The 21,986-nt window shown below is 73.7% G+C and carries 18 protein-coding genes; 9 read left to right on the forward strand and 9 right to left on the reverse strand.

Annotation, left to right across the window (positions count from 1 at the left end; all coding sequences use genetic code 11):
- The first annotated feature begins 518 nt into the window (after positions 1 to 518).
- Both AB0Q99_RS04000 and AB0Q99_RS04005 read left to right on the forward strand, forming a co-directional pair.
- Complete coding sequence (locus AB0Q99_RS04000) at positions 519 to 1,244, forward strand: ricin-type beta-trefoil lectin domain protein (RefSeq protein ID WP_363568230.1); 726 nt, start codon at positions 519 to 521, stop codon at positions 1,242 to 1,244.
- Between the two features lie 395 nt (positions 1,245 to 1,639).
- Complete coding sequence (locus tag AB0Q99_RS04005; RefSeq protein ID WP_363568232.1) at positions 1,640 to 2,041, forward strand: hypothetical protein; 402 nt, start codon at positions 1,640 to 1,642, stop codon at positions 2,039 to 2,041.
- Positions 2,042 to 2,114: 73 nt separating this feature from the next.
- Here AB0Q99_RS04005 and AB0Q99_RS04010 read toward each other — a convergent pair whose 3' ends face one another.
- Positions 2,115 to 2,690, reverse strand: a complete 576-nt coding sequence (locus tag AB0Q99_RS04010) for a hypothetical protein (RefSeq protein WP_363568234.1) — start codon at positions 2,688 to 2,690, stop codon at positions 2,115 to 2,117.
- A 198-nt stretch (positions 2,691 to 2,888) separates the two neighbouring features.
- On the opposite strand from AB0Q99_RS04010, the gene AB0Q99_RS04015 reads away from it, so the two are divergent.
- The gene (locus AB0Q99_RS04015) at positions 2,889 to 4,181 is read left to right on the forward strand and encodes a hypothetical protein (RefSeq protein WP_363568236.1); all 1,293 of its coding nucleotides are present in this window, start codon (positions 2,889 to 2,891) and stop codon (positions 4,179 to 4,181) included.
- A 179-nt stretch (positions 4,182 to 4,360) separates the two neighbouring features.
- Here the strand turns inward: AB0Q99_RS04015 and AB0Q99_RS04020 are convergent, their stop codons facing one another.
- The 4 genes from AB0Q99_RS04020 to lepB all read right to left on the reverse strand — a co-directional run bounded on the left by AB0Q99_RS04020 (position 4,361) and on the right by lepB (position 9,809).
- On the reverse strand, positions 4,361 to 6,103 hold the full coding sequence (locus AB0Q99_RS04020) for an RICIN domain-containing protein (RefSeq protein WP_363568237.1): 1,743 nt from the start codon (positions 6,101 to 6,103) through the stop codon (positions 4,361 to 4,363).
- A gap of 439 nt (positions 6,104 to 6,542) precedes the next feature.
- Positions 6,543 to 7,958 (reverse strand): HAMP domain-containing sensor histidine kinase, encoded by a 1,416-nt coding sequence (locus tag AB0Q99_RS04025; protein WP_363568239.1) that lies wholly within the window; start codon positions 7,956 to 7,958, stop codon positions 6,543 to 6,545.
- Positions 7,955 to 8,668: a response regulator transcription factor gene (locus tag AB0Q99_RS04030; protein ID WP_363568241.1), complete on the reverse strand. Its 714-nt coding sequence runs from the start codon at positions 8,666 to 8,668 to the stop codon at positions 7,955 to 7,957. The genes AB0Q99_RS04025 and AB0Q99_RS04030 overlap by 4 nt, the downstream gene beginning before the upstream one ends.
- 157 nt (positions 8,669 to 8,825) lie before the next feature.
- Positions 8,826 to 9,809: a signal peptidase I gene (gene lepB, locus AB0Q99_RS04035; protein WP_363568243.1), complete on the reverse strand. Its 984-nt coding sequence runs from the start codon at positions 9,807 to 9,809 to the stop codon at positions 8,826 to 8,828.
- 359 nt (positions 9,810 to 10,168) lie between these two features.
- Here lepB and AB0Q99_RS04040 point away from each other — a divergent pair, with 359 nt between their 5' ends.
- The 4 genes from AB0Q99_RS04040 to AB0Q99_RS04055 all read left to right on the forward strand — a co-directional run bounded on the left by AB0Q99_RS04040 (position 10,169) and on the right by AB0Q99_RS04055 (position 15,824).
- Positions 10,169 to 11,851, forward strand: a complete 1,683-nt coding sequence (locus AB0Q99_RS04040) for a S53 family serine peptidase (protein ID WP_363568245.1) — start codon at positions 10,169 to 10,171, stop codon at positions 11,849 to 11,851.
- 406 nt (positions 11,852 to 12,257) lie between these two features.
- Positions 12,258 to 12,713 carry a hypothetical protein gene (locus AB0Q99_RS04045; RefSeq protein ID WP_363568247.1) on the forward strand — a complete coding sequence of 152 codons (456 nt, stop codon included), beginning with the start codon at positions 12,258 to 12,260 and terminating at the stop codon, positions 12,711 to 12,713.
- A 229-nt stretch (positions 12,714 to 12,942) separates the two neighbouring features.
- Entirely contained in the window at positions 12,943 to 14,310 is a 1,368-nt protein-coding gene (locus AB0Q99_RS04050) for a hypothetical protein (RefSeq protein WP_363568249.1), read from the forward strand.
- Entirely contained in the window at positions 14,307 to 15,824 is a 1,518-nt protein-coding gene (locus tag AB0Q99_RS04055; RefSeq protein WP_363568251.1) for an NADH-ubiquinone oxidoreductase-F iron-sulfur binding region domain-containing protein, read from the forward strand. The genes AB0Q99_RS04050 and AB0Q99_RS04055 overlap by 4 nt, the downstream gene beginning before the upstream one ends.
- A 566-nt stretch (positions 15,825 to 16,390) precedes the next feature.
- Here AB0Q99_RS04055 and AB0Q99_RS04060 read toward each other — a convergent pair.
- From AB0Q99_RS04060 to AB0Q99_RS04070, 3 genes are all read right to left on the reverse strand, one after another.
- On the reverse strand, positions 16,391 to 16,771 hold the full coding sequence (locus AB0Q99_RS04060; protein ID WP_363568253.1) for a hypothetical protein: 381 nt from the start codon (positions 16,769 to 16,771) through the stop codon (positions 16,391 to 16,393).
- Positions 16,772 to 16,785: 14 nt separating this feature from the next.
- Positions 16,786 to 17,562, reverse strand: coding sequence for a DUF4097 family beta strand repeat-containing protein (locus AB0Q99_RS04065; protein ID WP_363568255.1), 777 nt, complete (start codon positions 17,560 to 17,562; stop codon positions 16,786 to 16,788).
- A 152-nt stretch (positions 17,563 to 17,714) separates the two neighbouring features.
- Positions 17,715 to 18,212, reverse strand: a complete 498-nt coding sequence (locus AB0Q99_RS04070) for a MarR family transcriptional regulator (RefSeq protein WP_363568257.1) — start codon at positions 18,210 to 18,212, stop codon at positions 17,715 to 17,717.
- A gap of 216 nt (positions 18,213 to 18,428) precedes the next feature.
- Here AB0Q99_RS04070 and AB0Q99_RS04075 point away from each other — a divergent pair, with 216 nt between their 5' ends.
- Positions 18,429 to 20,138, forward strand: coding sequence for an MFS transporter (locus AB0Q99_RS04075; protein ID WP_363568258.1), 1,710 nt, complete (start codon positions 18,429 to 18,431; stop codon positions 20,136 to 20,138).
- Positions 20,139 to 20,215: 77 nt separating this feature from the next.
- On the opposite strand, the gene AB0Q99_RS04080 is transcribed toward AB0Q99_RS04075, so the two are convergent.
- A complete protein-coding gene (locus tag AB0Q99_RS04080) occupies positions 20,216 to 21,004 on the reverse strand; it encodes an SDR family oxidoreductase (protein WP_363568260.1) in 789 nt (262 codons plus the stop codon).
- Between the two features lie 484 nt (positions 21,005 to 21,488).
- On the opposite strand from AB0Q99_RS04080, the gene AB0Q99_RS04085 reads away from it, so the two are divergent.
- Entirely contained in the window at positions 21,489 to 21,944 is a 456-nt protein-coding gene (locus AB0Q99_RS04085) for a DUF1772 domain-containing protein (RefSeq protein WP_363568262.1), read from the forward strand.
- Positions 21,945 to 21,986: the final 42 nt, after the last annotated feature.

A 21,986-nucleotide genomic window follows, 5' to 3' on the forward strand; every position in this document is an offset into this window, starting at 1 on the left:
GCCCCCCCACGAGCTCGACCCCCCCGCGGCCGCCCGGGGGTCCTACCCCGGCCGGGGGTGATCGCGTCGGCGCCGGGCGAGGCCGGCGCGCCGCCGGCCACCGGCGCCGCACCTGCCGGCCTGCCGGCGGCACAACAATGAAGAGAGTCGTGCCAATGCACTCCAGACCACGATGTGAGCGCTGCCGTTTCGACGGACCCGGCACCGGCCACATCTGCGTTCAACCGTTCGACGTCCCGTTCCCGTCGGACTCCCGCCTCGATCTGCGCATCCCGCCGTACCTCCTGGAACTCGATCCGCCGGAGGCCGGAACGGAGTCGAGAGGGGAGCCGCGAGAGGAGGTGGGCAGGGGGACGGGAACGGCGGCGGGCGCCGAGGCGGAGACGACCGTGCTCCCGGTCATCGGCGGACCGGAGCCGTTCGCCGAGCGGCGCGCCGGTCCTCCCGGTCCGGGAAGACGCCGGTATCCGCCGTCACCGTCGTCCGGGGCCATCGCCGGCCGGCTCACCCGCAGGACGGTGCTGATCGTCGCACTCGCCCTGACGGTGGGGGTGGTCCTGTACACGCAGATAGCGGGACTGACCGCGCCCGCCGGCTCCGAGGACGGGGCGGCGGTGGTCATCCCCGGCGGACCGCCGGGGCAGAGCGACTTCTCGCTCTCGCCGCTCGCGTCCGCCTCCCCGACCGGGATGCCGTCCCCGCAGCCGGTCGGCAGCACGGCGGACCCCGTCGCGCCGACACCGGCGGGCGCCGCGCCGAGCCCCGCCGCACCGGGCCCTTCCGCGACGGGCCCCGCCACGTCGGTGCCGACGGGCACCGCGACGGGCTCCGCCGCACCGGCGCCGGTCGGCACCATGCGCTCGACCCCGCCGGTAGCCCCCGGGGCCCAGGTGCTGGTGGACGCCGCGTCCGGTGACTGCCTGACGGCCGCCGCGGACGGCAGCCTGCAGATCTGGACCTGCGACGGGCGCGCGACGCAGCAGTGGACCCGTACCGTCACCGACGAGTTGCGCACGGCCGACAACACCCTCTGCCTCGCTCCCGCTCAGGACTCCGGGCAGGACGGCACCCGGGTGGTGGTTGTTCCCTGCACCGGATCGAACAGCCAGAAGTGGACCGTGCGTTCGGACGGCAATCTGGCCAACGCCAGATCCGGGCTGTGCCTGGACGTCCTGGACGGATACCGGGCCAACGGCACCCCGCTCCAACTGTGGACCTGCCCCGGTCCGGTCGGCCGAGCCTGACCCGCGCCGTGGCGGCACGACGCACTGACAGCACAACGCCGTGACGACACAGGGGCGTTGGCGGTCGGTACCGGCACGTCCGAGGCGCGGTGAAGCCAGGGGTGAGCGTTCCCTTAACGGAACCCGAAGTTCGGCGGAGGCGGTGTTCCGGGGAGCGGGCAGGGCTTAGTGTCGGTCTCAGCCGGCCCGATTCCGAGGGCTCTCCGCACCGGGCCCGCGGGTCTCCCCGCCCGCTCCGCCCGCTCCGCCGGCTCCCCGCCTCCGCCCGCACGGCCCGTCCGGCAGGCGGACTCCCGGGCTCCACACCCCTGGCCCGCACCGCGTCGGCGGATCCGACTTCCTGCCGTTCCACCGCGGTTGCTCGCCTCCCCGACCCGCACAGTGAGGATCACTCCATGAACGACATGAACGACATGACCGACATGAACGACATCACTGGCACGACCGCTGTGACCGACCCGGCCGACCCCGTCGGGGCGGCCGCCCCGACGCGAGCCACCGAGCCGAGCCGCACGGTCTGCCCGCTCTGGGAACACGTCGCCAAAGCCGGCGCCCCCGAAGCCGGCGCCCCCGAAGCCGACACCCCGGACGGCACCTCGGCGGCGCCGTGGCCCGGGGTGGTCGTCGAACTGCCCTTCCCGGCGCCGGTGGTGGCGGACGCGTCGGCGCCGGCCGGTCCGGAGCGCGGCACCCCGGACCGGCCCGCGGCCGCTGTGACGGTCCTGCGCCCGGGCCGGCCGGCCGCCGTACCGACCCCGACCGGCCACGAGTACGCGTACCGGCCGGCCGCCGGCTGACCGACCGGCGGACCCGGGCAGCCCCTGAAGCGGTGCGCCCGGCTCCGCCACCTGCCGCACCACACCCATCGGATCACCCATCCCCGGAGGAGCGCAGCATGAAAGGCCGAACCCCAACTCCCCTTTTCCGTACACGCAGTGGCGTGGGCGGCCGGCCGGCCGGCCGCCGGCCGGTGCTGTACGGCCTGCTGGCCGTAGGTACGTCGGTGCTTGCCGTCGCCTGCGTCCCGACCATGCCGACGGCCGGTTCGTCCGGCGCCCCGATGCCGTCGGTCAGCATGACCGGAACCCCGACCGGCACCCCCTCCGGAATGCCGACCGGCATGCCGATGCCCAAGCCCAGCGGAATGCCCTCCGGCATGCCGACGCAGACCGGAATGCCCTCCGGAATGCCGTCCGGAATGCCCGGCGGTATGCCCACGGACGGAAAGTCCGGCATGCCGATGCCCAAGCCGACCGGTATGCCGTCGGGAATGCCGCCCGGAATGCCGACGTCGATGCCGCCCGGCATGCCCACCGGCAAGCCCGGCATGCCGATGCCCAAACCCACCGGGATGCCCCCCGGAATGCCCACCGGTATGCCGACGCGGATGCCGCCCGGCATGCCCACCGGCGGTCCGACGCCGATGCCGACCGGCATGCCGACCATGGCGGGTTCCGACCCCTCCCCGGTCTTCGGCAACCACTGGTAGGCCCACGGCCGAACGGGCGGCGCTCCACCGACACCCCGGCCCGACGCACTGCCGGTCGTGTCCGTGCCGCCGCCCCCTCCGACATCCGACCACAAAAGGATCAACGTATGCCCAGAACACCGAACAGACACCAGTCCCGGGCGGGCAGGAACCGGGTGACCTCGCTCAGCCTGGGTCTCGGTGGGGTGCTCGCGATCGGCGCGTCCTTGCTGAGCGTCTCCTTCGCCGACACGATCCCCGTCGCGGCCCCGCCCGCCCCCGCCGACCCGGACTGCACGCTCACCGTGCCCGACGAGCCGCTCACCGCCCGCGGGCTGGCCACCCCCTACGTCCTGACGGCCACCGACCCGGCCAAGGGCCCGTGCCACGAGAGCAACCCGCACCAGGCGGCCTTCGTCCAGGCCACCGTGCTCGACCCGGAGACCGGAGCGGTCTTCGTCTACAACCCCCTGGTGACCGACCGGGGCAGCGAGCCCGCCGTCGCCCCGGTCCGGCCCAAGCTGCCCGAACACGCCGTCGTCGGCATCTGGTTCGGCTTCGACGGCAACACCCTCACCCTGGGCGGCCACGCCGCCGCCGGCAGGTGCGCGGGCCGCTCGCCGACGCAGCCGTTCGGCCAGTTCGCCTCGTGCAACGCCGCCGCGTTCTTCGACGCGGCGTGGTCCGCGCAGAGCACCGGCCGGCTCGTCGTGCCGCCACTGGGCATGGCCCGGGACGGCCGGCCCTGCCCGACCACCCGCGACCTGGGCATCGTCGGGCAGGACCACGCCGGCAACGTGACCACCGAGTACCTGATCACCGGACGCGGTGCGACGGCCCAGCGGACCGCCGCCACCACCGGCCGGCTGTCCGGCTCGACGGTGGTGCGCGGCGCCGTCGCACCGCCCACCGGCAGTGACAACCTGCTGCTCACCGACTTCATCGACCCGGCGCTCGGCTGCACCCCGTGGACGGCCCCCGACCTGGCGGACCCGGGCGGCAAGGCCACCTCGCTCGCCCTGAACGAGCTCCAGGTGGCCAACTTCAAGGCGTCCCCGGTGGGCCTGGCCCCGATCACCGGAAGCCCCACCGGCACGCCGCCCGCGCGGGGCAAGGACCGGACCCGGCAGTTCCCCGCCGACGGGAACCCGCCGCCGGCCGATCACGCCACGACCACCGACCTGCGCACCTACTGTCAGGCCCTCGCCACCGTGGACTCCCAACGGCTCCAGCGGGACAAGGAGTTCACCGCCAAGGTCGCCTCGCCGCAGCCCGGACGCACGCTGTTCGACTTCCTGAACCAGCGGCTGGCCGACTCCTTCACGGGTCTCGGCTGCCAGCAGGTCCTCCCGCCGGCCCCCGGCCCGACGGCCGGCGGGAAGCCGACCGGCATGCCCAGCGCGACGGTCGGCGGAACGCCGCCCAGCACGCCCGGTCAGCTCCCGTCGTCCTTCGGCACCCACTTCTGAGCCCGTCGTCCGACCTCGCCGGTCACCCGACCTGCTGAGACCCCCGGGAGCCGGGGCACCTGACGCGGCCGTTCCCCACGCTTCGGCAAGTCCCGTGCCGAAGCGTGCGGGAGCGGCCGTTGCCCGTGGGCCTCCCGGCCGGGCCGCCCACGGGCGGAGCGCCGGAGACCGGGCTCCGGTCAGCCCATGGTGAAGAGGAAGCTCTCGGACTGGTAGTAGTTCGGCAGGTGCACCAGGAGCGATCCCGGGTGCGGTGGAGTCGTATCGGTCCAGTCCTGCGGGCCCAGGAGGTGGGCGGAATAGTCGCTGGCGGGGACGGGTGGCACGAACCCGAGGCGGAAGGCGGTCGCCTGGGCGTTCGGCGTGAACCGCCAGAGCTGCTCGGGGTGCCCCGGATCGGACCGGCAGACCGTGAGGGTGACCGCGACGAGGTTGCCGCCCGTGGTGGTGCCGTCGAGACAGGTCCCGGTGCCGGTGTTGCGCAGCTGGTAGGTGTCCTGTCCGACCGGAAGCCGCTGCCAGCGCTGGGTGGCCTGGCCGCCGCACTGCTGGAGCTGGAGCTGGGGCGGGCCGGCGGTCTGCGCGGCCGGGGCGAGGCCGACGCAGAGCCCGGAGCCGTAGTTGACGAGCGGGATCCCGGCGGCGACCGGCGGGGTGGGTGAAGGGGCGGCGCTGGTGGGCGGGGCGGTCGCCGACCGGGTGGCCGAGGGGGTGGGCGTGGGGGAGGCGCCGGTGGGAGCCGTGGCCGAGGTGGCGGGGGTGGGCGTGGGGGAGGACATCGCGGCCGGGCCGATCTCCGGGGGCGCGTCGTCGGAGTCGGTGGTGGGCGATGGTGTGCCGGGAGCGGGCAGGGTCGGGGCGTCGACCGGCTGCGGGTGTTCGCCGGCCCGCTCCACCGTGGTGAGCAGCAGACCGGCGACGGCGAGTGCGGCCAGGCCGCCGGCGCCCGCCGCGGCGACGGGTATCAGCAGGTGCCAACCGGCCCGGCCGTCGGCGCGCTTCGCCCGGGGCAGACGCCGACGCCCTGTGGGGGCGCCGGGGTCGTGGGCGCCGGGGCGGGGACCGTCGGATGACGGACCGGCCGGCGTCGGCGGCCGGGATTCCCGGGGCTGCTGCCCGGCTCCGAGGGCCACGGCCGACGGCGATGCCGGTGCCGACGCTTCCGCGTCCCACAGGACCAGTGCCCTGAGCAGGGCGGGCCGCTGCCAGGTCCGGATGGCCTCCAGGTCCGCCCGGACGCTTCGGCAGCTCGCGCACTTGGCGAGGTGGCGGTCGAGGTCGCCGGGGTCACCGGCGGCGGTGTGCCGGACGCGGTCGGCGAGCCGCGCGGCCAGGTGCCGGCAGGAGCGCTGCGGCGTGCGGGAGGCGTACGCCCGGAGGCAGGCGTCCTGAAGGCGGCGCTCGACCGGGTTCTCGGCCCGCGGCGGACGGGCCGGTGACCCGGCCTGCGACCCGGCCGCGTCGTCGAGGCGCCGCCACAGGTCCTGCTGCCGCGCCGCGGGCAGGCTCCCGAACGCGCTCAGGACGAGCGAGTCCGCCTCCGCCGCGCTGAGCGCCGCACGTGCCGACCCGACTCCGCCGCCGGGCCGGGGCAGGTCCGCGAGCCAGGCGGTGAAGGCCGGGCTCAGCGCCGATCCGCGTCCCGAGTCGGCCCACTCGGCCGCCGTCCTGGTCACCTCGGCCAGCAGGTGCAGCCGGCTCGGGGCCGGGTGGCCGTCGGCGCCCCCGGCCCGCTGCCACGCCTCGTCCGCCAGCTCCCGCCCGGCGCGGCGGTCGGCGCAGCACGCGTCGGCGTAGGCCGACACGGCGTCCCGGTGACGGTCGGCCGGCCGCGGGGTGCCGGGTCCGTCCGGCTGTCGGCTGCCCGGGATCCGGTGTGCGGGATCGGCTTCCGGGATCGTCGCGGTCCCCGAGTCTGGCATCGTCACTCCTGAGCATGCCGGTGGGAAGGCAAGTGGTCGGACAGTCACTGCTCGGCCCGGCACGAGGGCGGGGCCGGGCGCTGCGGGCCGGCCGGAGGGTGCCGCGGGTGGGGCACCTCTCGCGGCGCCGTGACCAGGGGGATCAAGGGAGGTGTTCCCCCCTCGGGGGGTCTCCGGACCCGGCGCCGCCGAGGCCGGCACCGGTGGCGACCTTGGCGAGAGGCGGAATTTACCAGCTGGTAGCTGCCAGCAAAAGGCGATGAACAGTCCGTGTGCGAATTTGACCGTGAGACGTTCCGTCAGTAACGCGTTCTGTCGAGTATGTGTCCGGGTCGCGTGCGGAATCGTTTCGAGTCGGGTCGGGTATCGGTCCGTCAGCCGCGGCTCCCGGTCCGTCGGTCCGTGGACCCCTGTCCGTCGGCCCGGTGTCCCGGGTCCGTCAGCCGTGCCGGCCGCGCGGCTTCTGGGCCCCCCTGCGGCGGTTGCGCCACGGGCGGCCGAGCGGCCGTCGGTCCTGGGCCGCCAGTGCGAGGTCCACCTCCACCCGTGCTCCGCCCAGCGGGCCGGGCCCGATGCGGAGGCGGCCGCGGGTGGACTCGGCCGCGCTGCGTGCGATGTCCAGGCCCAGACCGGTCGATCCGGCGCCGCTGGTCCCCCGGGAGAGCGCGACGGCCGGGTCCGCGATGCCGGGCCCGCCGTCCTCGACCACCAGGACGACGCTCTGGGCCGTCCGCCGGACGCTCACCGCGAAGCGGGTGCCGTCCGGGGTGTGCCGGAACACGTTGCCCACCAGGGCGTCCACCACGGCCGCGACGTGATCGCCCGGCAGCTGGACCGGGGTCGGCTCGTCCGTCGCCTCGAAGGTGCAGATCCGGCCCTGCTGCTCGGCGAGGACGGCCCAGAAGCCGACGCGGTGGGCGGCGACCTCGGACACCTGGCAGGACTCGGCCGGGGCCGGGCCGGTCGGTCCGGTGCCCGGGGCGCGATGCGCGGCTCCGGGCTCGGCCCTGGTGGCCCTGGTGGACAGGGGCGTGCGGGCGGCGACGATGATCGCGTCCAGTTCGTCCTCCAGTTGTTCGATCGCGTTGGCCAGTTGGGGCGCGGCCGGGGTGGGGCCGATCCGCTCGGCGGCGAGGCGCAGGGCGGTCATCGGGGTGCGCAGTCGGTGCGACAGGTCGGCCACCAGCTCCCGCTCGGTCGCCAGCAGCTGCCTGACCCGGTCGGCCATGGTGTTGAAGGCGTCGCCGACCGCCCTGAGGTCGGGCGGACCGGTGGGTTCGACGCGGACGTCGAGGTCACCCGCGCCGAGGGCCGCCGCGGCGTGGGACAGCTTGCGCGAGGCGCGCACCACGCGGGCGCCGAGCCGGTCGGCGAGCAACACGGACCCGACGACCAGGCCGGTGGCGAGCAGGCCCATGATGGTCCAGGCCCGGGCCAGTCCGCGGTTCAGCTCCGAATCGGGCACGAACTCCTCGACCACGGCGATCTGGTCGTGCCCGAGCAGGACGGGCTGGAGGTAGTCCCGGCCGCCGGGAACGTCGCCGATCAGGGCGGTCCTGCCCTGCACCGCCCGGTTCAGCAGGCGGCTGCCGGCACGGGAGGTGCCCAGCCGGGTGCCGTCGGGCAGATGGACGCAGAGCCGGCCCGTGGTGTTCGTGCGGGCCACCGCCGCGGCCAGATCGGCCTGGTCCGGGACCAGCGTCAGCAGTGGCATCGTGGTGGCCACGCGCTGCTCGGCGGCGAGCAGCGCCTGGGTCTGGACGTGGGTGCGCAGGAGCAGGGCCAGCGGGACGAGGAACGACACGGTGACCATCACCGTCACGGCGAGTGCGACCGTGGCAAGGGCGGATCTCACCGGGGCGACACCAGTTTCACCCCGACGCCCCGGACGGTGTGCAGGAAGCGCGGCCGGGCGGCGCGCTCGCCCAACTTCCGGCGCAGGCACGACAGGTGCACGTCCACGGTCTGCTCGTCCACGTACGCCTGCCGCCACACCTCGGCGAGCAGCTGCCGTTTGGAGACCACCCGGTCGGCGTTCAGCGCCAGGAACGACAGCAGGTCGAACTCGCGGCGGGTCAGGCCGATCTCCCGGCCGCCGAGATGGACCGTCCGGGCCAGCGGGTCGATCCGCAACTCGCCCAGCACCAAGGGCTCCTGGCGCGTTCCGGGGGCTCCGTCCACCGGGCCGGGCCGGCCGGCCGGATCGCCGCAGCGGCGCAGGACGGCGGTCAGCCGGGCGAGCAACTGCCCGCCGGAGAAGGGCTTGACCAGGTAGTCGTCGGCACCCGCGTTGAGCAGTTTGATGATCTCGGCGTCGTCGTCCCGCGCGGTCGCCACCAGGACGGGGACCTGGGACAGTCCGCGGATCATCTTCAACGCGTCGGCGCCGTCGAGGTCCGGCAGGCCGAGGTCCAGCACCACCACGTCCGGCTGCCACTGGGCGACCTCGCGCAGTGCGCCGAAGCCGTCGGGGGAACTGCGCACCACCAGTTGGTGGCTGACCAGGAGCTCTATCAGGGAGGCACGGATGGCGGGGTCGTCTTCCACGACGAGGACGGACGTCATGGCGCACACCGTAGCCGACGGGTCGAGCCGGTCGGCGGCGCCTTCGGACCGGTGGGCGGGCGGGCGCGGGCAGGTCGGGCCGGTCGCCCGGCCGGGAGCCCGGCCGGCCTGGACTTTCGCTGGTCAGCGGGGTGTGAGGGGCGGATTCCGGAAAGGTTTAGCGGAGGTTTAGGGGTTCCTTAGCGCTCCCGGAGACGGCCCCGGAGGTGCCCCGGACGTGCCCTCGGCGGCGACCCCGGAGCGGCCTCGGCCGGTCCTCGACCGTGGCCGTCGCCGCTGGTGGCACGCGCGGGCGGAGGGCCGGCTCGTCCGACGGACCGCTGCCGGGACCACCGTCGCTCCCGCCACCATCTGAGCGGGGGCACGAGCGCGCCCAACGCGACGGGCACGGAAGGGGGTTGGGCCGGGAGCCGGCCGGATCCGGGGACGATCCGGCGGGCCCCCGGCCCGCCGCCGGTGCCGCCGACGCGGTCGGCAGCGAGGAGAGCGCGGCGGGTTCGCCCAGGCCTCCGATCCGCGGGACCGGCCAGACGATCGCGATCGCCCGACCCACCACGCTGCTCACCGGGATCGTCCCCCGGCCCGGACTCCCCATGTGGAAGCGGGAGTCGGCGGACACCTCGCGGTGGTCACCCAGCACCCAGAGCCGCCCCGCGGGCACGGTGACGTCGAAGGGCTGCTGGGACGGCGCGTTGTCCGGCGCCAGGTAGGGCTCGTCCACCGCCACGCCGTTGACGGTGATCCTGCCCTGGTCGTCGCAGCAGGCCACGGTGTCGCCGCCGACCCCGATCACCCGCTTGATCAGGTTCCGCTTGTCGTCCGAGGGGAACAGGCCGACGAAGGAGAAGGCCGTCTGCACGGTACGCAGCACCGGTCCGTCCGAGGAGTCGTGCCGATCCGGTTCCAGCCAGCCGCCGGGGTCCTGGAACACCACCACGTCACCGCGGTGCGGCAGGCCGCCGAACCAGGGGCTGAGCTTGTCGACGACGACCCGGTCGCCGATGGCGAGCGTGTTCTGCATCGAACCCGACGGGATGACGAACATCTGCGTCAGGAAGGTCTTCAGCAGCAGGGCCAGCACCAGTGCCGCCAGGGTGATCAGCGGCAGCTCGAACAGACGGGAACGCCTCTTCCGGCGCACCGCGCGCCGGGCGACCCTGCGCCGCTCGGCCCGTCCCCGGGCGACCCTGCGCCGCTCGGCCCGTCCCCGGGCGGCATGGTGGCCCACCCGCCCCCGAGCGGCCCGACGACCCGCCCGCCGCCGTGAACCGCGAAAGAATTGAGTGCTCATCGGCCAGAGCTTAGCGACCGTTCGCCGGATAAAGCGGGTGGTCTTCCCCGGGTGAATTCACCGGCCCGCGCACGGCCCGTCCGACTGCGCCGAAGGCGAATTCGGCACACCTGCCGATAAAGCTGCGCTAAGTCTTCCCTAACGGCTTTTCGGCAATGCTCGTTCGCATGTTCCCGAACCCGGAACGTTCCCATTCTCCGGAGGAGTCCGTGCGATACCGATCGCTTGCCCTGTCCGCTTCCCTGGCCGTCCTGTCGCTGGCCGCCGTCTCGTTGACCGCCAACGCCTCGCTGACTCCGCAGGCCGCGACCGCCCGAACGGCCCTGCCGGAGACCATGTCCCCGGCCGTGTCCCACTCCCAGCGGCAGGACGCCGTCACCGCCGGCCAGCCGATGGCGGTCTCCGTCAACCTCAAGCTGCGCAACACCGCCGCCCTCGACCGCTTCCTCACCGCGGTCTCCACCCCGGGTGACCCGCTGTACGGGCAGTACCTGACGCCCGAGCGGTTCACCGCCGAATACGGCCCGACCCAGGGGGAGGTGGACCGGGTCAGCAAGTTCCTCACCTCCCAGGGCCTGACCGTGACCGGGGTGAGCGCCAACCGGCAGGTGGTCGACGTCGGCGGCACGGCCGACCGGATCGCCGCGGCCTTCGGGACCCACGAGAGCATGTACGTCGACGGCGAGCAGCACCGGACCTTCCACGCCAACGACACCCCCGCCTCGGTGCCGTCCGACCTGTCCGACGTCGTCGCGGGGGTCGTCGGCCTCGACGACCACACCAGCCGCACCGCCCGAATAGTCGAACCGGACGCCTCGACCCCGGCCGCCGCCCCGGGCGGCTACGGCCCGGCCCAGTACGACGGCGCCTACAACCTGGACAAGCTCGGCACGAACGGCGCCGGCACCACGGTCGCGCTCTGGGAGTTCGACGGCTACCGCTCCTCGGACCTGACCGCCTACGACCGCAGGTTCGGACTCTCCGGCCCGGCCGTGCGCACCGTCCCGGTGGACGGCGCCAACTACGACGCCCGCCCCGGCGGGGGCCAGGGCGAGGTCGAGCTGGACAGCGAGATCGTGCGCGGCGTCGCCCCCGGGGCCCAGCAGCTGATCTACGAGGCGCCCAACAGCGACCAGGGCGAGGTCGACATGGCGGCCAGGATCGTCGCGGACAACAAGGCCTCGGTCATCTCGATCTCCTGGGGCTCCTGCGAACCGGACACCACCGCCTCGATCATGACCGCGGTGAACAATTCCTTCAAGCAGGCCGCCGCGCAGGGCATCTCGATCTTCTCGGCCTCCGGCGACGACGGCTCGCGCGACTGCAGCCGTTCCGCCACCGGCCCCGGTACGGCCGCGGTCGACTTCCCGGCCTCCAGCCCGTTCAACACCGGGGTCGGCGGCACCAACCTGAGGCTGAACGGCAACGCCTACGCCGCCGAGAGCGCCTGGCGGACCTCGGGCGGCGGCACCTCCAAGGTCTTCGCCAAGCCGACCTGGCAGAACGGCACCGGCGTCAACACCACCAGGCGCACCGTACCGGACATCGCCTCCGACGCCGACCCCGCCAGCGGCTTCGCGATCTTCACCCAGGGCCGGACCGGGCCCGGCTGGCAGACCATCGGCGGCACCTCGGCGGCGGCCCCGCTGTGGGCCGGCTTCGCCGCGCTGTACGACCAGAAGGCCAAGGCGGCGGGCCAGGCACCGCTGGGCGAGGTGAACCCCAAGCTGTACGCGCTGGCCGGCTCCGCCGCCGCCCGGTCGGCGTTCCACGACGTGACCGCCGCCGGCAACCAGGATTTCCCCGCCAGGACCGGCTACGACCAGGTCACCGGCTGGGGCACCCCGGTGGCCGACCAGCTGGCCGCCGGGCTGCTCGCCGCGCACCGCTGACCGGGACGGCCGGTGGCCCGGCGGCCCGGCTTTCCGGAGGCTTCCCGAAGGCATCCCGACTGTCTTCCCGACTGTCTTCCCGACGTCTTCCCGACGTCATTGCGGGGGCTTTCCGGGGGCCTCCCGCCCGGCACCGCGGGAGCGGTGCCGGGCGGGCCCCGGCGGTACCGATTGAGCCCGGAGTGAGCGCTCCCTTAGGGAAACCGAAAGTTCCGCGCTGACGGTGTTTCGACGGACCGCCAGGCCGTACGGTCTCTCTCACCGAGCCCGGCTCGGACCGCACGGCACCGGGCCGGCCCCGCCCCGGCCACCCCGGCGCCGCCGCGCGGTCGGCCGCACGGGCCGCACCTGCCCTCCGCCGACGTGCACTCCCCGCCGCACTCCGCACCGTAAGGATCGATCGTCCGTGAACGACATGGCCATCCCGGCTGTCACAGCCGCCCCCGAAGGAGGCGCCGAGCTGCGCCTCGTGGTCCGTCTCGACTGGCAACGCGTCGCCGAACTCGGCCTTCTCGCATCGGAGTTGGCCGGTGAGTTGAAGCGGGCGGTCACCCTCGACGAAGCGGTGAGCCACCAGCTGGCCTTCCGGACCCGCCCGGTGGCCGCGGCGCACGGCGCCGTCGGCGCCCTCGCCGGCAGCACGCCGGCGACGACGATGATGCCGCTGTCCGGCACGCCGGTGGTCGAACCCCCGCGCCAGACGCCGGTCGCGGCGGGCAAGCAGGCCGGACCGGCGTTGCTGGAGAGCGGCCCGTCGGTGCGGCCCGCGGTCGTCCCGCCCGGCCAGTCGCCGGCCCAGCAGGCGACCGGGCCGGTGCAGGGCGGCGACAAGAACGCCCAGCCGCCGCTCGACGCCGGGTGACCGCCGGGGCCGGACGGGCACCGCCCGCCTGGGTCCGGTCCGTCCGGCTCCGGCCCGTACCGCACTCACAGCCTCCCCCCGGCGGCGCCCGGCCGAGGCCGTCCGCCGCCCGATCGGCGCCCCGCCCGGGTGCTCCGGGTCCGCGCCGACCGCCGGGTCCTTCACCATCATCGGACAAGGAAAGAGCTTGAGGAATTCGACAAGGCGCAGGTCCCGGCGGAACACCCCGATGCGACTCCGCGCAGCCGCCGCGGGCAGCGCCCCGGAGCTGGCGAGGCCGCCGGCCACGATCCTGATCGTCGCCGCCGTGGTGGTGCTCGCCGTGGTCGCCACCGTGCTGCAGGCCCTCCAACTCCCCGCGACGGAGCACAACCGCAGCGGCACGGAGGCGGTGCACCGGTTCGTCGACTTCTTCTTCGGCGTGCTGACGCTGATGGCGCTCAGCGGCAGCGTCACCCTCGGACTCCTGGCCGCCGAGCGACGCCTGCTGACGCCGCGGCACCGGGTCGCGGTCCAGGCCGTGCACCGGGCCGTCTCGGTGGCGGCGGTGGTGACTCTGGTGATCCACATCGGCAACAAGATCGCCGAGGGGCATGCCGCCCCCGCGGCGGCGGTGCTGCCGTTCGCCTCCGGCACCCGCTTCGTGGTCGGCGTCGGCACCATCGCCGCGGAGCTCCTGGTCCTGGCCGCGGTGACCGGCGCGCTCCGCGGCCGCTTCGCCGCCAACCCCCGGCTCACCCGGCTGTGGCGACCGCTGCACTGGGTCGCCTACGCCTCCTGGCCGCTCGCCCTGGCGCACGGGCTGGAGGCCGGGCGACCGGCCAGGGGCTGGGTCATCTGGTCGTACGGCATCAACATGGCCGCGGTGGCGCTCGTCCTGCTGATCAAGTTCCTGTACGGAGCCGGCCGCAACACCACCGGTGTCAACGCCAACCGCCGCCTGGTCGCCGTGGACCTGATCGGCCCCGGCGCGCAGGCGACCGAGCCGCTGGGCGACCAGCTGCCCGTCTTCGGCGAGTCCTCCGCCCTGCTGGCCCTGGACGTGGACCTGCCGGACGACCGGCCGGCGGCGGCGCCGGAACCCGTCGTGCCCACCGTCGTGCCCACCGTCGTGCCCGCGGCCATGGCCGCCGCCGGGCCCGCCCCGGTGCCGATGGACCCGGCCTCGATGGAGTGGGACACCGGTGAGCTGAACGCCCTGCTCGACGCCGGGCACCAGCAGTACCTGGCCGAGCAGGCGGCCTTCCAGCAGCAACAGCTGCTGTCCCAGGCCCAGTTCACGGCGAATCCGTGGGACACCAACGCGCTCGACGCGATGCTCGGCGCCGGAAGCCGGCAGTACCCGGTCGAGCCGGCGTGGTACCAGCAGCAGCAACCGCAGGCCGGCTACCCCCAGCAGCCGTACGCCCAGGGGTACCAGACGTACCAGGAGTACCCGCCGCAGGCGTACTCCGTCCGGCCCGGGTACCCGCAGGCCCCCGACCCCGGCCCGCAGTTCCCGCCCGCGGAGGGGCCCTGGTCCGGCCCCGGCTCCTGGCCCCAGCGCACCGGGACCCAGCCCTCCGGGTACGTGGTCGATCCCTGGCAGAACCGATGACGGCCGGCACCGTGGACGTCCCGGAGGTCATCCGGATGGGACCGCCCCGGCTCACCGCCGGGCTCGACCAGTACATCCGGATGGGCTACGAGGCCCATCTCGCGGTCCACGGACCACTGCCCAGGTACGGCGCGCCGGAGCTGGTCGACCTCGCCCAGCGGATCGGGCTCACCGGCAAGGGCGGCGCCGCCTTCCCCTTCGCCCGCAAGCTCAAAGCGGTGATGGACTCCGCGCGGCGCCGGCGGCTGCCCACCGCCGTCGTGGTCAACGCCACCGAGGGCGAGCCGGGCAGCGCCAAGGACCGGATGTTGCTCGCCCGCGCCCCGCACCTCGTGCTGGACGGGGCGCTGCTGGTGAGCGAGGCGCTGCGGGCCGAGAGCATCGCCGTCGGCGTGGACGAGGGCAGCCCGGGCGTCACCTCGATGCCCTCGGCGGTCGCGGAGCGCCGCTCCCGGCTGCCGATCCGGGTGGTGCAGCAGCCGGCCCGCTTCGTCTCCGGCGAGTCCGGTTCGCTGATCCGCGGCGTCAACGGGCTGGTCGCCCTGCCGCCGAGCCGCAAGGTCCGCTCCTCCGACGGCGGAGTCGGCGGCGTCGACGGGCTGCCGACGCTGCTGTCCAACGCCGAGACGTACGCCCAACTGGCCGTCGCCGCCCGGCTCGGCGCGGAGGCGTACTGCGCCGTCGGCCCCGACGCCGAGCCCGGCACGGTGCTGCTCACGGTCAACCGGCCGGGCGCCCGGCGGCCCGTGGTGGTGGAGGCCCCGGCCGGCACCCCGCTCGGTGCGGTGCTGGACGCCTGCGGGACCGGGCCGGGGCAGGGCGTGCTGGTCGGTGGCTACCACGGCATGTTCCTGGACGCCGAGTCGGCGGTGACCGCGCCCTGCTCCCGGGCCGGCATGCGGAAGTCCGGCGGGACGTTCGGCGCCGGGATCGTCATCCCGCTGCCCGAGGACACCTGCCCGCTGGGCGAGGCGGCCCGGATCGTCCAGTGGCTGGCCGCGGAGTCGGCGGGCCAGTGCGGTCCCTGCCGGCGCGGACTGCCGGAGCTGGCCCGGGCCTTCGGCGCGATGGTCGCCGGTGGCGGTGCCCCCGCGGTGGAGGAGGTCCGCCGGCTCGCCGCCGCGGTGGTGGGACAGGGTGCCTGCAGCCACCCCGACGGATCCGCCGGGTTCGTCCGGTCCGCGCTCGGCGCCTTCACCGAGGACGTCCGCGCGCACACCGGGGGAGCCGGCTGCGGACGGCGGGTGCGCTCGGTGCTGCCGACCGTTCCCTGGACCCCGGACCGGGGCGACGACGAGCTCGGCCGGGCCCAGGTGAACCTGAAGGTGGACTGGGCCCTGTGCGACGGGCACGGACTGTGCGCGGACATCTCCCCGGAGCTGTTCACCCTCGACCAGTACGGCTTCCCGGTGGTCAACGAGGGCCCGGTCCCGGTCTGGCTGACCCTCTCCGCCAAACGCGCGGTCAACCAGTGCCCGGCCCTGGCCCTCCGCTTCGCCGCCTCCGGCCGCTGAACCGCACCACCGGCCACCCCGCCTCCCCCGCCGCACCCCGCGCCGGGGGAGGCCGCCGTCGTCCGTGCGCAGGGGGTGGTGGGGGGCTCGTGGACGGGGGCTGGACGCCGGGGCGGGCCGGGACGGGGGCGGTGACCGGGGGTTTCGGGGCGGGCCGTGGTGGCCGGCCGTGGTCGTCCAGCCGCTCGCCAGCCGTCCTCGGGCGGGCGAACAGCCGGCCTCCAGGAGCCGTCCAGACCCACCCGGGACAGTTCCGGACACGGAGCCACGGCACATGCGGAGGCGTTGTGAGTCTGCGATCGGAAGGTACGAGCCCGGGCGCGCGGCACGGGGGGCGGCGGGCCGGCGCGGTCCGCACGGTGGGTGCGGACCGGCCCGCGGAGGCGGTGGAGGAGGAGCCGGGACAGCCGCTGGACGCCACCCTGACGCCGATCGCGTCCTTGATGGCGTCGATCCTGTCACTCGCGGTTGCCGGTCCCGCCGCCCGGCCGGAGCGGCCGGAGCGGCCGGAGCCGCGCCGCGAGTGCCGGGGGAGCGGGCCGGGGGAGCGGGAGACCTGAGTCCGGTCAGCTCCTGGAGCCGCCCGGGCCCAGCTTGGCCGCCAGCTCGCCGAGCAGTTTCGCGCCCTCCCACAGGGTGTCGTCCGGCGTGGATCCGGACTGGAGCAACTGCTGTGCGGTCTCGGTGAGTTCGTCGAGCCGCTGCTGAAAGAACGTTTTGGCAGAAGGCGGCGGACCGGCGGGCAGCGCTATGGTCCAACTGAGCCCGCGGTGCTGGTCCAGGCCGAGCGCCGGGCGCTCCCGCGCGGATCCGAACTGCTTCCGGAAGTCGCCGACGATCTCCTCGACCGCGTCGCGGACGGCTTCGTTCAGCTCTTCCGGGGGAGGCGCCGAGCTCCGCGCGGCGGCCTGGTCGTCCGGTCGGGAGGGGAGGAAGCCATCACTCATCTGCCGTACCACTCCTAGTCCGCGGTTCCGCTTCCTCCCGGTCCGTCCGGGGTGCCGCCGTTGAGCAGCACGATACGGCCGGAGACGCTGCTGGCCCACAGGGAGGCGCTGCCGTTGCCGATGTCGCCCTTGGCCTTGTGGTGTCCTGGCATCCTCACCGGGCTGATCTCCCGGAACTGGCTGGAGACCCGTCCGTTCACGGACTCCAGGTGGACCCTGGCGTCGGTGGCCTCCGGCAGGCAGATGCTGATGTCGCCCGACACGCTCGACAGTTTCAGCGTACGGGTCTCGCGGGGGGTGGCGTACAGGGCGACGGCGCCGGACACCGACCGGATCTCGACGTCGCCGCTCAGGTTGATGGCGTCCACGTGCCCGGAGGAGGTCTCCACCTCGACCGGGCCGGACAGCAGGTTCAGCGTGGTCCCGCCCTCCCCGTTGTGCACCTGCACCTCGGCCCGGGTGTCGCTGGCCAGCACCTCGGCGGAGACCGACCACAGGTCGAGGGCGCACGTGCGGGGAACGGCGAGGGACATGACGACGTGTTGGGAGGAGCGGTGGCTGAGCCGCCCCTTCGTGAGCTGCTGCCAGCTGGTGCCCTGGTGCCCCAGGAAGAGCCGGCCGTCCTGGCACTGGACGCTGACCGGGTGTCGGTCGATCTCGGAGACGTTCAGGGTGACCTCGTCGTCGTCCGTCCCGATCACCTGGATGCGTCCCCTGACCACGAAGGACCGGACGGCTGTCACGCCCTCCAGCGTCATCCGCCGCGGTCCGTCGATCTGCACGTTCTTCATCGCGCTCCTTCGTTCCGATGGGCGGCCACGGTGGACGGCGAGGCCTGGTTCGGAGTCCATGAAGCCCCGGTGGGGATGTCACTGACGGGGGCAGCGGTATCCCCACCGGGGCGGTCGGCGGGCGGTTGCCCCGACCGGTGTCCGGTGCGACGTCAGCTCCGGGCGGTGGACGTGCGGATGCTCTCCTGGAGCTTCGCCGCCTCCTGGTGCGTGGTGTCGGCCGCGCGACTGACGAAGTCGAGGACCAGGGCCAGCTCGTGGTCCTGGTAGCGGGAGCACAGCTCCGTCATCGAGTCCGTCATCGAGCCGAAGAGCCCCACGACCCGGTCGGGCACGCTCGGACTGACGACGATGATCACCTTTCGCCGGTCGTTCGGGTCCTGTTCCCGGGACACCAGGCCGGCCTTCTCCAGCCGGTTGATCACTCCGGTGATCGCGCCGGAGGTGAGCCCGGAGACCTCGGCCAGCCGGCCGGCGGTGATCGGCCCGGGGCCGGCGGAGGCGAGGTCGAGGCACTTCAGGTCGGTCGGGCTGATGCCCAGCCGGTCGGCAATCGCCTGGTGGAACAGGACGGTTTCACCGCTGAGGCGGCGCATCTTCCAGGAAAGGGCTCCGACGAGGTCCTCTCTCGGGGGCAATCCAGTTGACATGGGTCCTGCGGCCTCCCTAATATCTTAGCTCGTAAGGTAAGATACTTCATCGTGGCCGAATTCTCAAGCGTGCCGCCACTTCTTCGAACTCCCCTGGTCCGGGAGAAGAACTGCTGATGCACCTTGTCGGGTCGGCTCGGCAAGCAGCTGGCTCTCTCATCCGCGGCTGTCCCGTGTCATGCCGTCCGGGTGCGAGCGAGCAACGAGGAGACTGATGTGACTGCAATCGACGTGGAGGCGTCCGCCGGTCCAGGCGGCGGCGCCTCCCAGGACTCCCGCCGGTGGTTCGCGCTCATCGCGATGCTCCTGGCGAGCTTCATGGACCTGCTCGACGGGACCATCGTGAACGTGGCGATCCCTTCCCTGCAAAGGGACTTGGGGACGAGTGACTCCGACGCGCAGTGGGTGGCCTCCGGGTACGCACTGGCGTTCGCCCTGGTGCTGATCACCGGCAGCCGGCTGGGGGACATCTACGGCCGCAAGAACCTGTTCATGATCGGCGTGACCGGTTTCGTGCTCTCCTCGGTCCTCTGCGGAGCGGCCCAGGACCCGGGGATGCTGATCGCCGCCCGCGTGCTGCAGGGCGCGCTGGCCGCGCTCATGGTGCCGCAGGTGCTCTCCACCCTGATGGCGACCTTCCCGCCCAAGGAAGGGGCCATGGTGGCCGGCATGTTCGGCGGGGTCTCCGGCCTCGCCGTGGTCAGCGGGCCGATGCTCGGCGCGCTGCTGATCAGGAGCGACGCGTTCGGCCTGGAGTGGCGGTCGATCTTCCTGGTGAACGTCCCGGTGGGGATCATCGCGCTGGTCGGTGCCGCCCTGTACGTGCGGAACACCAAGGCCGAGCACGTGCAACGGGTCGACATCGTGGGCAGCGCGCTGGTCACGCTGGCCATGCTGCTGCTGGTCTACCCCCTGCTCAAGGGGAGGGACCTCGGCTGGCCGACGTGGACGTACGTGTCCATGGTGATGTCGGTCCCGGTGCTCGCCCTCTTCGCCTTCGTGCAGATCCGCAAGGGCCGTGCGAACAAGTCGCCGCTGGTCGAGATGAGCCTCTTCCGCAAGCTCCCCTTCAACGGCGGCCTGATCATCGCGTTCCTGTTCTTCGCCGGGCTGATCGGCTTCTTCTTCACCTTCATGCTGTACCTGCAGATCGGCCGGGGCTTCGGGGTCATGCACGCGGGCCTGACCGCCCTGCCCTGGTCGCTCGGCATGGCGATCGGTTCGGCGGTCTCCGGCGCGGTGCTCGCTCCCAAGCTCGGCCGCAAGCTGCTCAGCATCGGGGCGCTGGTCATGGCCGCGGCCTTCACCGGTCTCGTCCTGACGCTGCACTTCGAGGGCACCGACGCCTCGTCGTGGGAGATGCTGCCCAGCCTGCTGGCCGCCGGCCTCGGCATGGGGGCGGTCGTCTCCTCGCTGTTCGGCATCGTGCTGGCGGCCGTGGAGCCGCGCGAGATCGGGTCCGCCTCGGGTCTGGTCAACGCCGTCACCCAGATCGGGGCCTCGGCCGGCATCGCGGTCCTCGGCGTCATCTTCTTCTCGCTGCTCGGCTCCCAGTCCACCGGCATGGTGGACCGGGTCGCCCCGCAGCTGAGGATCGAGATGGCGGCGGCGAACGTGCCCGGAACGGTCCAGGACCAGGTGATCGCCACCTTCCGGTCCTGCTACCACGACCGGATGGTGGCGAACGACCAGTCGCAGACGCCCGCGAGCTGCCGCGGCGCCCAGTCCGGTGACGGGGCGAGCGCCCAGGTGCCGGGCTCCGTCGACAAGCAGATGGCGACGGCCCTGGAGCAGGCCGGCTCCCGGGCGAACGGCGAGAACTTCACCCTGGCGCTCCAGCGCACCCTGTGGTTCGCGGCGGGCGCCATGCTGCTGGTCTTCCTGCTCTCCTTCGTCCTGCCGGCCCGGCCCCGGAGCTGGGGGTAGCCGCCGGGCGAACGAGCACGGTGGGGCCGGGACCCGACGGTCCCGGCCCCACCGTGATCAGCGGCGGTGCGGTGGTCCTAACGCCCCCACAGACGCTCGAAGGCGCGGTGGGACACCGACCGCGGCAGGATCCGGCTCAGCTTGATGGCCGCCCGGTAGTGCCGCCCCGGGATGCAGACCGGCTTGCCGGACTGCACGGCCGCGATCGCCTCGCGGGCCACCTCGTCGCGGTCGAGCCAGACGAACTCCGGCAGGCGGACGCTGCGCGTTCCGCCGTGCGCCCCGCCCTCGCCCCGCCGGACGAAGCCGGGGCAGAGCACCGTGGCGTGCACACCGGAGGTACGCGCCTCGCAGTACACCGTCTCCGTCATCGAGGTGAGGAAGGCCTTGGTCGCGGCGTAGGTCGCGCCCTGCGGCTGGGGGAGGAAGCCGGCGATGGAGGAGACGTTGAGGATGCCGCCGTGCCGACGGGGGATCATCAGGGACAGCGCCGCGTGGGTCAGCCGCAGCGGAGCCAGCACGTTGAGCTCCACCTTCCCCAGTTCGTACTCCAGCGGTTGGTCCGCGAGCGGCCGGGGCGGCCGGGAGCCCGCCCCGGCGTTGTTGACCAGCAGGTCGATCGGACGGTCCGGGTCGGTCAACCGCTCGGTGACCGCGGCCAGTTCCTCCGGCACGGTGAGGTCGGCCGCCAGCACCTCGACGGACACCCGGTAGTGGCCGCGGAGCTCCTCGGCCAGGCTCTCCAGGCGGTCGCCGCGCCTGGCGACCACCACCACGTCCGTCCCCTGCTCCGCCAGTCGCCGGGCCAGGCTCTGGCCGATGCCGCTGGACGCCCCGGTCACCAGGGCCGATGCGTAGGTCACCATCCCGTGCCACCTCGTCTCTCGCCGAGCGCTCGCCAACCGGTCGGAGACGGAACGCACGCCATTGTCATGGCGACGATGCTGGCCAACCGGGCTAGCGTGCTGCTGGACAGCGGAGAGGCGGCGGCGAAACCACCGCGAGGCCCCGTCGACGGCGACGAGTCGGCCCCGCGATCGGGAATTCGGGATTCCGCCGACCCATGACGGCCATGCTCACCGGAACCCGCCGCCGGGGTGACATCCCGGTTCCGGCCATTCACCGGAGTCGTTCGGTCAGGTCCGGGCCGCCGGACCCGCCCCGATGACACGAGCGGACCGGGAACCCGATTCCTTCACAACCGTCCCAGGTGTCCCGAAACCCTCAGTTCCGGTCGCGTCGCGTCCATCGAGCTGCTAGTGCGCTTATCGAGCATCGGTCAAGTCGCGGAACCGGACGGCGGGACCTCTTCGACCGGGAAGGGGAGCGCGTGAGAGGGAGGGAAATCCAGTGGTCCAGCTCGTTGGCGTCGCGGTCCTGATCGGCAGCGGCCTGATATCCGGAGTGTTCTTCGCGGTGGCCGTCAGTGTTCTGCCCGCACTGTCGGCCATGACCCCGGACCGTTATCTGCAGGCCCATTCCCTGCTGGGCAAGGGCTATCACCCGATCATGCCGCTGTTGGTCAACGCGACCCTGGTGGCCGACATCGTGCTGGCCGTGGAAGCGCCGTCCGCGACCGTCCGGTCCCTGCTGATCACCTCGATCGTCGGGATCGTGGTGGTGGAGGGGGTCTCCCACCTCTGCAACGTGCCGCTGAACAAGGTGGTCAGGGGCACGGACGCCGAGGCCGTGCCGGCCGACTGGCAGGACCCCCGCCCCCGGTGGCGGATGTGGCACCTGATCAGGACCGTGGCGGCGCTCGTGGTCCTGCTGCTGAACAGCCTCGCGATCACCTACGCCGGCTGACCGCGCCGCACCGACCGGGGCCGGCCCCGCCGCACGTCATGG

It is taken from the genome of Kitasatospora sp. NPDC086791 (assembly GCF_040685975.1).
Taxonomy (GTDB): Bacteria; Actinomycetota; Actinomycetes; order Streptomycetales; family Streptomycetaceae; genus Kitasatospora.